This window comes from Vibrio sp. KUL80 (assembly GCF_059725495.1).
In genome coordinates, this window is sequence record NZ_AP045841.1 from 2,297,260 (window position 1) to 2,309,738 (window position 12,479).

The following is a 12,479-nucleotide window of genomic DNA, read 5'->3' on the forward strand; positions in this document are numbered from 1 at the left end:
CGTCTTATTAGTGGTGACCTTCAGCGTAATCTGAAGAGTGCTTCTGTAGATACTTAAGAACTAAGGCTTCTGTATCTGTATCGAAGTTAACGAATGCGATCATACCGTCTAGCATGCCTACCCAGCCGTTTGCACTAAAGTGCGCTACATCAGGCTGTGTGTGACAAGTAGAACAGTTCGTTACATACGCTTCACCTGCTGCGCTCCAAATTGGAGTGAAGTCAGTAACCATAGATTCTTGTTTCATCCATAGGTCAACCGCCACTTCTTCCCAAGGCAAACCTGTTAGCTCGTCTTCTTTCTTCTCACCAACGGTTACGTCAGCGCTTTGAGAAACTTCACGAGTAAGGATTGCAGTCGAAATGTTTTGACCAAACTCTTCTTGGATAACGCGACCAAAGCCTTTCGCTTTGCGCCAACCGTCAATCTCAACTTTGATCATGTCGCCTTTCACATCCAAGATTTCTACTTTACTCGCAGGGCTCAATAGACCTGCTTCCGTAGTGCCTGTTTCATCTGTGTATAGAGGCAAGTGACGGATAGAAACAACCGAGTTACCTTTTGAGTAAGAAGTGCTGTTTGCTACTTGCTCTAGGTCACCAACGATACCACTCGCTGCAGCCATGTCTTTTGGCAGGTTGTGTGCGATACCTTTATGGCAGTCAACACAGCTTTGGTCACGCTCTGCCGCTGATTTCATTTGAATACGTGCGGTTGGTGACATTAACTCGAAGTCCATCGAGTCATAGTTATGACAGTTTTTACACTCTAGAGATTGGTTCGCAGAGAAACGATCCCATTCGTGACGCGCTAGCTCTAGGCGACGCGCTTCAAATTTCTCAGGTGTATCTAGATCGCCGAAAACTTGCGCGAACACTTCTTTCGAAGCTTGCATTTTACGGGCAATTTTATCGGTCCAGTTGTGGGGGACGTGACAGTCTGGGCACGTTGCACGCACGCCAGAGTGGTTTTTCCAGTGAACCGTCTCTTGCAGCTCTACGTATACGTTGTCACGCATCGTGTGACAGCTAATACAAAACTCTTCGGTGTTGGTTGCTTCTAGCGCAGTGTTAAAACCACCCCAGAACACGATACCCGCAATGAAGCCACCAGCGGTCAACACACCTAGGCTGATATGAACAGCCGGGCGAGTGATAGTGCGCCAAAGTTTAATAAAAAAGGATTTCATGACTAACTCTCTTGAAACTTGCTGATTGAATGTCGATTACGGGATTAGCCGTGAACACCAGGAGGACCAAACACGAACATTTGGAGCATCCAAACAATAAATCCGTAGCCACCCACGATAGCCACACTCAACAGAGGGAAGAATACGGCACAGATGAAGAAAAACGATTTCCACTCCATCCCGTGCTTTTCCGCACTTTCTACTTTGTTAACATCACTCATACATTTGCCTATTTTGTATGTTGTCCAGTACGCGAACATTCCGCTAGGAACGCTCAATTATTTAAAACATCTATGGGAAAATGCTAAACCATACCAATAGTAAGGTTCAATCAATTCCGCTCGCCCACCCCTTGTTATTCAACAGTTTTTTGAGTTCATCCAGACTTGTATTCAATTAAAAATCGATGTGTAAATTTATGAACAGATATGAAAAATTAATACTGTTGCCAATGTGTAACTATAGTCACTTTATCGCAACATTACTTGCTTGTAGCACATAAAAGCCACGCGCAATTAGAAACCGTCGACTTAAGGTTGAAACCAGAAATGTTATATATTTGTTGCATTTAGCATCTATGAATTGCGTGATTGAAAGGGAAAATTTAAGTACACTTCCTCTACCCATTTAGTAGAGGTCAGGGCTTTTCATGCAAGACGTCGTCGACATCACTTGGTGGCAAATATTGCTGTTTGCCACAACGTTAGTTATCCCATTTTCCATAAATCACTACTACAAACTGGGGATTGGCAAAGACGCGAGTGTGGGCTTGATTAGGATGACGGTCCAACTGGCTTTAGTCGGGCTCTATCTAGAATATCTTTTCTATTTGAATAGCTTAGTCGTAAACCTGCTCTGGCTCGCAGTCATGATATTAGTCGGGGCCAATGCTATCGCCACGAAGTCGAAGCTACCGAGAAAACCCATTGTTGGCTTTGTTGTCGTCGGATTAGTAATCGGGTTGCTCCCTGTTCTAGCGCTACTTTGTTTGGTTACAGTGCAACCAGACCCATTTTACAGTGCACAGTATGCGATTCCCCTTTCTGGTATGTTATTGGGAAATAGCTTGGGTGGTAATATCGTCGCCTTGCAAAACTTCTACAGCACGCTTGAGAGTCGCTGGAGTGAGTATCAGGCCGCCATTTCGCTAGGTGCTCCCATACCTATGGCAACCTTACCTTTCATTCGTTTGTCGCTTCAAAAATCTCTAGCACCAATTCTCGCCACCATGGCAACAACCGGGTTAGTTTCACTACCAGGAATGATGACTGGTCAAATATTAGGCGGAGCAAGTCCCGTTGTTGCGATCAAATATCAGCTCGTGATCATGATGGCTATCTGGGTAATGATGAGCATCTCAATTACAGTGTGCCTAAACCTCGTCGTACACCGTGGCTTTGAAGCGAGCGGAAAGCCCAAAATTCGCCCGCTTGATCAGTCATAACAGGGGCTTGATCATGGTTACACACTAACTTTAAACCAGGTTATCCACAGGATATGTGGATAACCAAGTAGTTGAGTTTAGTATTATTTGTCTGTATTTCGGGAATTTGATCCTCAAGATCAAGGTTATCTGAGTGCATCGTCATAAGATTGTCACGCTAAGCGGTTAAATTACCAGCAACTGAGATGCGCAGTAACGGTATGTTCACCGATACTCGCAAACGACTATCACGTCACATCAAGGAAGCAGGTATGTTAGAAATGACGCAAGAGCAGGAAGATGTTGGTCGTAATTGGCTAATCAGTACCCCCGACGCACTGACAGAATCTGGTGAGCGAGTTGGCGATATTATCCCGACCGAGATTTGGTGCGAAGGGTCAACACCACTGACAACGGATTGGCGATAGTAAAAAAGGGCGACTACGCCCTTTTTTTATTATTATCAGAGATTAATCGCGCAAGTAGATAAGCCAGTAAAGCATTCCCACAAATATACCGCCACCAATGATGTTTCCTAGTGTCACGGGGATCAGGTTATTCACCACGAATCCTATCAAGTTAAGGTCGGCAAACTCTGCTGGCGTCGAGCCGATAGACTGCCAAAACTCTGGCGAAGCAAGATTCTTAATGCCAATGGCCATTGGTACTTGGAACATGTTCGCAATACAGTGCTCAAAGCCAGCAGAAACGAACATGGCAACGGGCAAAACCATAACAATAATTTTATCCGTCAGCGTACGACCACTGAACGTCATCCACACCGCCACACAGACCAATACGTTACACATGATGCCTAACGCAACTGCCTGCCAGAAATCATGGTGCAGTTTATGTTGTGCGATATGCATGGTATTTAGACCCACTTGCCCACCATCAAACATATACTGCTTTGCAGTAAGCATGATACCTACCAAGAACAGCGCACCAAGCATATTGCCCAGATAAACCACCAGCCAGTTTTTAAACAGCGAGCCCCAAGTAATTTTGCCGCTAGCTCGCGCAACTAGAGTAAGGACCGAACTGGTGAAAAGCTCGCCACCTGTGATTATAACGAGTACCAGACCTAAGCTAAAAGCAAGTCCACCCAGGAACCGAGTGATGCCCCAAGGTAAATCGCCTGCGCCTGTGGTAATTGTGGTATAGAAAATAAACGCGATACCAATGTGCAAACCGGCGGTAATAGCCAGTAAAAAAGATTTCATTGGATCTTTTGTCGCTTTGCTTACGCCCGCTTCTGCCGCGCGCTCCGCCATTTGAGGTGGCAACAACGCGTCAAATTGATTGATTTCCATCTTGCTCTTACATATCTGGTTACAATTAGAATTGGGCGCGGATAATCACTCCGATCAATCGATAAATCAAGCGTTATTTTCAGGCTAAATGTTATTTCCCATAATTGAGCTGTCTCACTCACCGAGGATTGAGTGAAATGCGCTTCACGCCCTCGTTCTTCACTTGCATAAAGCAAAAAAAAGCGCCGCTATCGCGACGCTTTCTAGGAGGCTGTTTATACGGGGTGGCCGCCTATTCAGCTTTTTCTTGCAAAGCTGAAACGAGCTTTTTCAGCGCTTCAATTTCAGCTCGATTCTCAGCCGCCGTATTTTGAGCAGCTTTAGCTTTCTCAGAAGGCACTGAGCCATCTGATTGCTGTTGCTGCAACAAGGCAATTTGCTGCTTCAACAAGGCATTTTCTTTCTTTAGTGCCTCGGTGTTATCGGCTGCCCTCAATCGCTCAACATCGTGCGCGATTCGATTTGATTGCGCAGAGAGAGACTGATCGCGATAGTCATTGCCTTTTGCAGCAGACGATATCCGATACATTCGAGATTCGGCTTCTAGTACAAATGGCTCGTATTGAGACTTCTCAACATTAATCAGCTTGGTCACCTCTTGTACCACAGACTCTAGACGACGGAACTGAAACTGGATACGGTCCACTTGTTCATCGATTTCAGTAAATGCGCGGGGAGACTGAGTAACAAACTCGGCGAGCTCATTAATACCCTGCTCAACGTACCCATAACTGACAGGAGCAAGAATGTTATACCTAGCACTCGCTAACGTTGCGAGTTGTTCTTGCAACGGTTTCACGTATTTCGCATCAATAACTCGGATCTCGAGCGCTTTTGCGTTCACTAAGAATCGGTCTTGAGCGCTCGAGGCATGTTCGACCTCTGATACGACCAAATGCTCAAACAGGCGCTGATAATCACGATTCATGGTATTCATTGCATGTTTGAAATAGCGGCTTGCTTCAATGCTATTCAAGTAAGCCATTTCTGTCATCGCAGGCGCCAACAACTCGTCCGCTTGCTTCTTCAAGCCTTGGATCGCTTTGTAGTTGTATTCGACTGAATTGATACGATCGCGGAATCCTACCGCATAGGTCTCGCTCGAAAATACTGAATGCTTTGCATCGATCTGATTGGGATCTTTTCTTATTTCAACGAAAAGGGCATGTGCACTTTTCCACGACGACATCATCTCGCGATAGTTTTCTGGTGCGTACACTCTTAGCGACTCGGCACCTTCAAGTGCTTTCGACCAATAATCAAACGTCGCAGATAATTGTTCATATTCCTTACCGCGAGTCTGTTGTAATTCCTCTGGGCTCAGATTTGCCCTAGCGTCGTTTACACTAGGAGTACTTGCACACGAGGCAACACCTAGTGCACACAGCAATACAACCATTGATTTGCGTGTAGACATCTACTCTCCTAAACAGGGACGACTATCCCTTACACTTGCTCGTCAACCAACGACCAGCAAAACATATCACTATATTCAAATTGCGTCGTAAAGAACATGTCAACAAGGTCTAACTGGTTATAATTCATTCACTTAATAGTAAAATATTACGATTCATTACCAGAAGGCGGCGCAAGCTAACACTTTATTCAATCTGCGATTGTCATTAGTGCAAAACAGCACTATGTTGATTGAAGAATCTCAACTAAGAGGCAAATCTATGAAATTCACGCCAGACCATCTCGCAGAGATGAACCTATTACTGCAATTCGATATCAGCAGTGCGGCAACGGGAATTAAAGTTCACCATGACGCGAGTGAAGACATGCAAAAAGCAGTCCAAAGACTCTATGACAAAGGACTATGCACATTGCCTGATGGTGGATACTTGACGGATGAAGGGATTGAAGTAGCAGAGTGCGCGGACAAAATTTTACGAGTGCTAAGCTCATAGATAGTTAACCATAGACATAGAAGAGTGGTAGCGGCGACCCGTTGCCACTTTTCATCGGATTCAACGTACCTTGCCTCCTTCCCGACTTGTTGCGCCAACCGCTGACATACCCCCTCTTAGACACTGCCAATTACTAACTACAGAATTACGCAGTAAGTAACCTGTAACATCCTGTTTTAAAATAGTATCTTCTAGTTTGTTACTTATGTATCTACTATAGAAAAAGTAACATAGGTGTCAGTAAATCGTTCGAGGAAGATAAGATGGACAACAATCAATATAATCGTGAAACACTGACTGCTGGTTACTGGGTCTTGCATAACTTTCACTACGGACATGTCGCAGAGGCGCGATGTAACCTTGACCTTGTCAAGAGTATTTCAATCCACAAAGCGCCGAGTGCCGATGTTATTAACGTCTCACTCGACTTTGTCGCTGAACGTGTCAAAGACGCTAACTGCATCGAGATGACCTTTGCTGATGGCAAGCAAATCAATCTATCTGATTATATCGATTATCAATGTAATCGCGGGCTGACCCAACTGGTGCGCTGTCTAATCCCCGTTGAGTATGCATCATCTTTGTTGAATGAAACTGGATTTACCATTCGCGTTGAAGGCAATGAAAGCCACATCGATACCTACAATGCGACGAACATCATCGACAACGCCATTCGTTACGCGCATTAATGATCGCATTGCCCGCCAACTAGTTTGTCGGGCATTTCTTATCTCTTTGCCACCATGACACGCAGTGTCTGTAAGGGGTCCATTTGTCGTACGTCCAGTTAAAGGCAGCCGTAAAAAAGAAGAAAAACACCAAAAAGCCCGCTTCGATAACCAGCGCAGTCAACAAAGAAACCTGTAACAACCAAGCTATTGCAGGGATTGTAAAAATGATCAATCCCCCCTCAAAACCGAGTGCATGACCGACTCTTGTCATCATGCTGCGTTCACTGCGCTCTCCGGGTAGCAACCGATCAAACAGTACGTTATACACGTAGTTCCAGATAACCGTAAAAACACTCATCCCAACACCAATGATCATCATTTGTAGGGATTTTGTCCCTATCGCAATGGAGGCAACAGGAATAATGATAGAAAGTGCAGTTAATTCAAACAGTACTGCATGGAAAAGCCTTTCTTTTACACTCATATACTTAACACCTAACTCAGTATTTAGAACTAGCAATTAGTGCATTATCAATTAAGCTTAAGTTCATAGAAAGTTACGTAACATCAGGATAACTGATATGTTAAGTGTTGAACAAATCGAAGCCTTTATCACCACCGTCGAAGCAGGCTCATTTTCTGGTGCTGCTCGTAAACTTGGCAAAGTACAATCCGCCGTTAGCCAAAATATTATGAACCTTGAGATCGATTGTGGGGTGGAGTTATTCGATCGTCGAGGTCGATATCCAGTGTTAACGGAAGAAGGAGAAAAACTGTTGCCTTATGCCAAGGCTGCCATGGTGCAACATAATCGGCTAACCGAGCGCGTCGACAGTCTCACTCTAAAGGATATCCAACCTATAGTACTCACTATTGATGAAGGTATTCCTTTTGACCGCGTCACGCCCATCATCCGCACCTTATCTGAGGAGTTCCCTAGGCTTGAGCTTGAGGTTCTTTTTGCCTCAAGTAACGACGCGATAGAGATGGTACAAACTGGGAGGGCGACATCGGCACTAGTCCACGAAGACTTGTCTATACCATTCGCGTTAGATTTTGAAAGCATTGGGTCAATGGAGTTTGATATTTATATTGCGACCGACCACCCTCTCGCTAAGACGGTAGCTCCTCATCTAGAGATACTCAGCCTCCACCGCCAGCTTTGTATTAGCTCAAGAAACTCAAAATCAAGTAATGTACAACAAGCACTGAGCCCAGATATTTGGTACTCGGACAGCTATCAAATGCTCCTAGAGTGGTGCATTGCCGGGTTTGGTTGGACTTATATTCCGAGTTACCTGGCAAAAAGTGCCATTGAGCAAGGAAAAATTATCCCAGTACCTGTAGAGTTTGAGAAGGTATCAGCAATCATTAACGTCAGCATTATTCAACACTCAAGTAAGAGTAAGGATCTTGGTCATCGGAGATTAAGAGAACTACTCAAACAAAATTTCCAGGAGGGCTAGCATGAATGAGAATAAAGTACTAATTGTTGGCGCAGGCTGGTTAGGGCTCCCACTCGCCAAGTCACTCATCAATAAAGGCTATGACGTTACCGCTACACGCACGACGGCTGAAGGGGTTAATGAACTGGAACAAGCTGATTTAAACGCAATTGCGCTAAACCTTTCAGAGCTCAGCAGCGAAGACAAACAGCTTGCGGTCACCAATCAACTTATCAATCTTGATGTCGATACCATCATCGGTTGTTTCCCGCCCGGATTTCGCACAGGTGGCGGTGCCTTGTACGCCTCCCAATGGGAAACGCTCTGCAAGATGGCGAAAAGTGCTGGCGTCAAAAAGCTAGTCATGGTCAGTTCAACCTCTGTGTACCCAGATCGCGCTGAGATAATGACCGAGGATATGGCTCGTCTTCCGACTGCGAAAGGCAGAGAGGACTTTAGTGCCAAGGCTATTATCATGCTGACCGCAGAAGAATACGTCCGCAATTCAACACTCGATTATGCGATTGTTCGTTGCAGTGGCTTGTTTGGTCCTAACAGACACCCTTCAAGGTTTGCATCCAAACTCAAGAGCGTGAGCGACCAAGCAACAGCAAACATGCTGCATTTAGACGATGCCATTGGATCAGTCGTGTTTGCGCTAGAACATATCGACGCAAGCGTCGTCAATGCCACGACTCCACGCTCTTGCGACAAGGTCACTTTCTATCGAGCAGCATTGAGAGCGGTAGGACTCGACACGTCTCTCAACTTGGTCAACTCGGTACCTGATAAGACGATTTCCAGCGACAAACTACAAAGTCTTGGCTACCACTTTAAGTACCAAAGTACCTTAGACGCCCTTTGATTGCAGTGTCCTAATACGCTTTTGCAGATAAGAAAAGGGAGCCTATCACCGGCTCCGTTTTCAATTACTGTGGAAAGTTACTTACCAAGCGCTTCTTTATAGTGCTGACGGCAAACAGAGACATATTTATCGTTGCCACCAATCGCAACCTGATCACCTTCGGCGATAGCTTTACCGTGCTCGTCAGTTCGAATCACCATGTTGGCCTTGCGACCGCAGTGACAAATGGTTTTAAGCTCAATTAATTTATCCGCCCAAGCAAGAAGGTGTTTGCTACCTTCAAATAACTCGCCCAAAAAGTCAGTTCTCAAGCCGTAGCAAAGCACTGGGATGTTGAGTTTGTCGACCACTTCGGTAAGCTGATACACCTGTTCTTTACTTAGGAACTGGCATTCGTCAACCAAGATACAATGTCGTGGGGTCTCTGCATTAATAGCGGCGATCTCATCAAACAGGTTTGAATCCGATTTAAACAGTTGCGCTTCGGATTGCAAGCCAATACGAGAGCTCACTTTACCGACGCCGTAGCGATCATCTAGTGCTGCTGTATAAATAAGTGGCGTCATGCCACGCTCTTGATAGTTAAACGAAGATTGAAGAAGTGTTGTCGATTTACCCGCATTCATTGCCGAGTAATAGAAGTACATCTGAGCCAAAGTGTTACACCAAATCTGAAACTAAAAAGAAGCCCTTGCAAGCAAGGGCTAGATAACAATTATTTACGACGCCAAGTCGTGCCTTCTGGACCATCTTCAAGGATGATACCCAACTCGTTCAGTTTGTCGCGAGCCAGATCGGCATTCGCCCAATCTTTAGAAGCACGAGAGTCATTACGTAGTTTGATCAACGCTTCGATCTCAGCCACTTCATCGTCATTACCCGCATCGCCTTTCAGGAAAGACTCAGGGTCTTGGTGAAGGATACCGATCACATCAGCCAGCTCACGCATTAGCGCACCAAGTTGACTTGCTTCTGCCAGATCAACCGTCTTCAGGCGGTTAATTTCACGAGCCATGTCGAACAGCACTGAGTACGCTTCTGGGGTATTGAAGTCATCGTTCATCGCGGTCGTAAAGCGAGTCACATATTCTTCACCGCCTGTAGGCTCAGCCTTTGTATCAAGGCCGCGTAGCGACGTGTACAGACGCTCTAGTGCTGAGCGCGCTTGGTTTAGGTTGTCTTCACTGTAGTTAAGCTGGCTGCGGTAATGGCCAGACATTAGGAAATAACGAACCGTCTCTGCATCGTAGTGACCTAGCACGTCGCGAATTGTGAAGAAGTTGCCTAGCGACTTAGACATTTTTTCTTTGTCGACCATCACCATGCCACTGTGCATCCAAGTGTTCACGTACTGAGTATCGTGTGCACAGCATGACTGAGCAATTTCGTTTTCGTGGTGCGGGAACTGAAGATCCGAACCGCCGCCATGAATATCGAAGTGGTCACCAAGAATAGAAGAGTTCATCGCTGAACACTCGATATGCCAACCTGGACGACCAGCGCCCCATGGTGATTCCCAAGTAGGCTCACCTGGCTTAGACATTTTCCAAAGCACGAAGTCAAGCGGACTGCGTTTCGCGCTTTCAACGTCTACGCGAGCACCAGCTTGCAGTTGGTCAAGATCCTGCTTAGATAGCTTGCCATACTCGTCAAACTTACCCACTTCAAACATGACATCGCCATTGCTCGCCACGTAAGCAAAACCACGCTCGATCAACTTTTCAACCAATGCGATGATCTCTGCGATAAATTCTGTTGCGCGAGGTTCAACGTCTGGGCGCTTCATGTTCAGTGCATCGAAATCAGCGTGCATTTCACCGATAAGGCGCTCTGTCAGTGAATCACATGACTCACCGTTTTCGTTTGCACGTTTGATAATTTTGTCATCGATATCGGTAATGTTGCGCACGAACGTGAGATCGTAGCCTACGTAACGAAGGTAGCGAGATACCACGTCGAAAGAAACAAATGTACGACCATGACCGATGTGACAGAGATCGTAAATAGTGACCCCACAGACATACATGCCGACTTTACCAGCATGAATAGGTTTGAATTCCTCTTTTTGTCGCGTCAGTGTGTTGTATATTTTTAACATGATCTCTATCTGAACTATTACGTTTAAAATGTATCGGCGATTATAACCATAAAGCTTCACAGAATGGAGCGATTAAGCGAAGAAATCTTAGGTTTTCGAGGGAGTTTTTTGCCAACTTAGGCCAGACTGAACAAAAAGCATTCCTTTTATTCGCGATATGCGTATTTCAACTATTGCTTGTACAGTGAGTTAGGCTAGAATCATGGCTTCAAACATAAAAACACGAATAGGTATTCATCATGATCACCCTTCACACTAATTTCGGCGACATCAAGATTCAATTGAACGAAGAGAAAGCACCTGAAACAAGTGCAAACTTCCTACAATACTGCCGCGATGGTTTCTACGACAACACGCTATTCCACCGTGTTATCGACGGTTTCATGATCCAAGGTGGTGGCATGACATCTGGCCTTAAAGAGAAGGCAACTCGTGCACCAATCAAAAACGAAGCAAACAACGGTCTTAGCAACAAAGTGGGTACTTTGGCTATGGCGCGTACTATGGAACCGCACTCAGCGAGCTCTCAATTCTTCATTAACGTAAACGACAACACTTTCCTAGACTTCCGCTCAGAGAGCCTGGACGGTTGGGGTTACTGTGTATTTGCTGAAGTTGTTGAAGGTATGGACATCGTTAACAAGATTAAAGGTGTGAGCACTGGCTCAATGGGCATGCACCAAGATGTTCCTCTTGAAGAAGTGATCATCACTGGCTCTACGATTCACGAGTAATCGTTATAAGGGAGGGCTCGCCCTCCCTTTTAGTAAATTATGACAACACTATTCATTTCTGACTTACACCTCTCGCCTCAGTTACCTCAAACAACGGAATGCTTTGTCAATTTCATGCGCAATGAAGCGGTACATGCTGACGCCTTGTATGTGCTTGGCGACTTATTTGAATTCTGGATTGGCGATGATGATCCCTCCGATTTCGCAGCGACAATCAAACAAGAATTTCGCCAACTAACCGACAAAGGTGTTCCCACTTACTTCATTCAAGGTAACCGAGACTTTCTCCTAAGCCATCGCTTCTGCAAAGAAACAGGAATGACGCTGCTCGATGAGCATACAGTGATTGACTTGTACGGCAGAAAAGCCGTGATCTTGCATGGTGATACCCTGTGCACTGACGATATCAAGTACCAGAAATTTAGAGCTAAAGTTCATATGCCTTGGTTGCAATGGATATTTAATCGCCTTCCGTTCTTTACAAGACGACGTATTGTTAATAAGATCCAGGGCGATATCCGTGAGGTCAAGACCACTAAGTCACTTGATATTATGGATGTAAACCAAGATGAAGTGGTTGCGTTGATGAATACCACAGAGACAGACTTGATGATTCATGGGCACACCCATAGACCAGGCACACACCATTTCGAATCCAACAGCCAAGCAATGACACGAATAGTTCTTGGGGATTGGTATGAACAAGGCTCTGTTTTAGTCTGCGAGCCCCAATCACAACGCTTAGAGACACGTTTTTTCAACAAACCATGAACTAACGCTCGAAAATTCGATAGTTTCATAGTCAAACAAAGCAATTAAACGTTACTATGT

Annotated in this window: 15 protein-coding genes; 8 read left to right on the top strand and 7 right to left on the bottom strand. The window is 45.3% G+C overall.

All coding sequences use genetic code 11. The annotated features are described in order from the left end of the window. Window positions 1-7: 7 nt before the first annotated feature. Both torC and torE read right to left on the bottom strand, forming a co-directional pair. Entirely contained in the window at window positions 8-1,189 is a 1,182-nt protein-coding gene (torC, locus tag AC6I8U_RS10580) for a pentaheme c-type cytochrome TorC (protein WP_234494048.1), read from the bottom strand. A gap of 44 nt (window positions 1,190-1,233) precedes the next feature. Further along, window positions 1,234-1,410: a trimethylamine N-oxide reductase system protein TorE gene (torE, locus tag AC6I8U_RS10585; RefSeq protein WP_042499363.1), complete on the bottom strand. Its 177-nt coding sequence runs from the start codon at window positions 1,408-1,410 to the stop codon at window positions 1,234-1,236. A 428-nt stretch (window positions 1,411-1,838) separates the two neighbouring features. Here torE and AC6I8U_RS10590 point away from each other — a divergent pair, with 428 nt between their 5' ends. Beyond that, the gene (locus AC6I8U_RS10590; protein WP_498016827.1) at window positions 1,839-2,633 is read left to right on the top strand and encodes an ABC transporter permease; all 795 of its coding nucleotides are present in this window, start codon (window positions 1,839-1,841) and stop codon (window positions 2,631-2,633) included. A gap of 185 nt (window positions 2,634-2,818) precedes the next feature. Further along, complete coding sequence (locus AC6I8U_RS10595; protein WP_042474481.1) at window positions 2,819-3,040, top strand: hypothetical protein; 222 nt, start codon at window positions 2,819-2,821, stop codon at window positions 3,038-3,040. A 42-nt stretch (window positions 3,041-3,082) separates the two neighbouring features. On the opposite strand, the gene focA is transcribed toward AC6I8U_RS10595, so the two are convergent. Then, entirely contained in the window at window positions 3,083-3,925 is an 843-nt protein-coding gene (focA, locus tag AC6I8U_RS10600; RefSeq protein ID WP_498016828.1) for a formate transporter FocA, read from the bottom strand. A 232-nt stretch (window positions 3,926-4,157) separates the two neighbouring features. After that, the gene (locus AC6I8U_RS10605) at window positions 4,158-5,342 is read right to left on the bottom strand and encodes a hypothetical protein (protein ID WP_498016829.1); all 1,185 of its coding nucleotides are present in this window, start codon (window positions 5,340-5,342) and stop codon (window positions 4,158-4,160) included. 259 nt (window positions 5,343-5,601) lie between these two features. On the opposite strand from AC6I8U_RS10605, the gene AC6I8U_RS10610 reads away from it, so the two are divergent. Both AC6I8U_RS10610 and AC6I8U_RS10615 read left to right on the top strand, forming a co-directional pair. Further along, window positions 5,602-5,835 carry a TIGR02647 family protein gene (locus tag AC6I8U_RS10610; protein WP_042474566.1) on the top strand — a complete coding sequence of 78 codons (234 nt, stop codon included), beginning with the start codon at window positions 5,602-5,604 and terminating at the stop codon, window positions 5,833-5,835. Window positions 5,836-6,098: 263 nt separating this feature from the next. Continuing rightward, the gene (locus tag AC6I8U_RS10615) at window positions 6,099-6,524 is read left to right on the top strand and encodes a hypothetical protein (RefSeq protein ID WP_498016830.1); all 426 of its coding nucleotides are present in this window, start codon (window positions 6,099-6,101) and stop codon (window positions 6,522-6,524) included. Window positions 6,525-6,543: 19 nt separating this feature from the next. Here AC6I8U_RS10615 and AC6I8U_RS10620 read toward each other — a convergent pair whose 3' ends face one another. Further along, window positions 6,544-6,990, bottom strand: a complete 447-nt coding sequence (locus tag AC6I8U_RS10620; protein ID WP_498016831.1) for a PACE efflux transporter — start codon at window positions 6,988-6,990, stop codon at window positions 6,544-6,546. Between the two features lie 97 nt (window positions 6,991-7,087). Here AC6I8U_RS10620 and AC6I8U_RS10625 point away from each other — a divergent pair, with 97 nt between their 5' ends. Both AC6I8U_RS10625 and AC6I8U_RS10630 read left to right on the top strand, forming a co-directional pair. Next, on the top strand, window positions 7,088-7,972 hold the full coding sequence (locus AC6I8U_RS10625; protein ID WP_498016832.1) for a LysR family transcriptional regulator: 885 nt from the start codon (window positions 7,088-7,090) through the stop codon (window positions 7,970-7,972). A 1-nt stretch (window position 7,973) separates the two neighbouring features. Beyond that, a complete protein-coding gene (locus AC6I8U_RS10630; RefSeq protein WP_498016833.1) occupies window positions 7,974-8,816 on the top strand; it encodes an NAD-dependent epimerase/dehydratase family protein in 843 nt (280 codons plus the stop codon). Window positions 8,817-8,893: 77 nt separating this feature from the next. Here AC6I8U_RS10630 and AC6I8U_RS10635 read toward each other — a convergent pair whose 3' ends face one another. Together AC6I8U_RS10635 and cysS are read right to left on the bottom strand one after the other, a co-directional pair. Beyond that, window positions 8,894-9,472 (bottom strand): thymidine kinase, encoded by a 579-nt coding sequence (locus AC6I8U_RS10635; protein WP_042474462.1) that lies wholly within the window; start codon window positions 9,470-9,472, stop codon window positions 8,894-8,896. Between the two features lie 59 nt (window positions 9,473-9,531). After that, window positions 9,532-10,914: a cysteine--tRNA ligase gene (gene cysS, locus AC6I8U_RS10640; RefSeq protein WP_234494056.1), complete on the bottom strand. Its 1,383-nt coding sequence runs from the start codon at window positions 10,912-10,914 to the stop codon at window positions 9,532-9,534. Window positions 10,915-11,153: 239 nt separating this feature from the next. On the opposite strand from cysS, the gene AC6I8U_RS10645 reads away from it, so the two are divergent. Further along, complete coding sequence (locus AC6I8U_RS10645; RefSeq protein WP_042474457.1) at window positions 11,154-11,648, top strand: peptidylprolyl isomerase; 495 nt, start codon at window positions 11,154-11,156, stop codon at window positions 11,646-11,648. A 39-nt stretch (window positions 11,649-11,687) separates the two neighbouring features. Beyond that, window positions 11,688-12,419 carry a UDP-2,3-diacylglucosamine diphosphatase gene (gene lpxH / locus AC6I8U_RS10650; RefSeq protein ID WP_498016834.1) on the top strand — a complete coding sequence of 244 codons (732 nt, stop codon included), beginning with the start codon at window positions 11,688-11,690 and terminating at the stop codon, window positions 12,417-12,419. The last annotated feature ends 60 nt before the right edge of the window (window positions 12,420-12,479 follow it).

Excerpts from the sequence above, each read along its gene's own strand:
- AC6I8U_RS10625 (WP_498016832.1), top strand. The coding sequence starts at position 7,088 with ATGTTAAGTGTTGAACAAATCGAAGCCTTTATCACCACCGTCGAAGCA.
- AC6I8U_RS10645 (WP_042474457.1), top strand. The coding sequence starts at position 11,154 with ATGATCACCCTTCACACTAATTTCGGCGACATCAAGATTCAATTGAAC.
- AC6I8U_RS10615 (WP_498016830.1), top strand. The coding sequence starts at position 6,099 with ATGGACAACAATCAATATAATCGTGAAACACTGACTGCTGGTTACTGG.
- AC6I8U_RS10595 (WP_042474481.1), top strand. The coding sequence starts at position 2,819 with ATGCGCAGTAACGGTATGTTCACCGATACTCGCAAACGACTATCACGT.
- lpxH (WP_498016834.1), top strand. The coding sequence starts at position 11,688 with ATGACAACACTATTCATTTCTGACTTACACCTCTCGCCTCAGTTACCT.
- AC6I8U_RS10610 (WP_042474566.1), top strand. The coding sequence starts at position 5,602 with ATGAAATTCACGCCAGACCATCTCGCAGAGATGAACCTATTACTGCAA.
- torE (WP_042499363.1), bottom strand. The coding sequence starts at position 1,410 with ATGAGTGATGTTAACAAAGTAGAAAGTGCGGAAAAGCACGGGATGGAG.
- AC6I8U_RS10605 (WP_498016829.1), bottom strand. The coding sequence starts at position 5,342 with ATGTCTACACGCAAATCAATGGTTGTATTGCTGTGTGCACTAGGTGTT.
- AC6I8U_RS10630 (WP_498016833.1), top strand. The coding sequence starts at position 7,974 with ATGAATGAGAATAAAGTACTAATTGTTGGCGCAGGCTGGTTAGGGCTC.
- AC6I8U_RS10620 (WP_498016831.1), bottom strand. The coding sequence starts at position 6,990 with ATGAGTGTAAAAGAAAGGCTTTTCCATGCAGTACTGTTTGAATTAACT.
- cysS (WP_234494056.1), bottom strand. The coding sequence starts at position 10,914 with ATGTTAAAAATATACAACACACTGACGCGACAAAAAGAGGAATTCAAA.
- AC6I8U_RS10590 (WP_498016827.1), top strand. The coding sequence starts at position 1,839 with ATGCAAGACGTCGTCGACATCACTTGGTGGCAAATATTGCTGTTTGCC.
- torC (WP_234494048.1), bottom strand. The coding sequence starts at position 1,189 with ATGAAATCCTTTTTTATTAAACTTTGGCGCACTATCACTCGCCCGGCT.
- focA (WP_498016828.1), bottom strand. The coding sequence starts at position 3,925 with ATGGAAATCAATCAATTTGACGCGTTGTTGCCACCTCAAATGGCGGAG.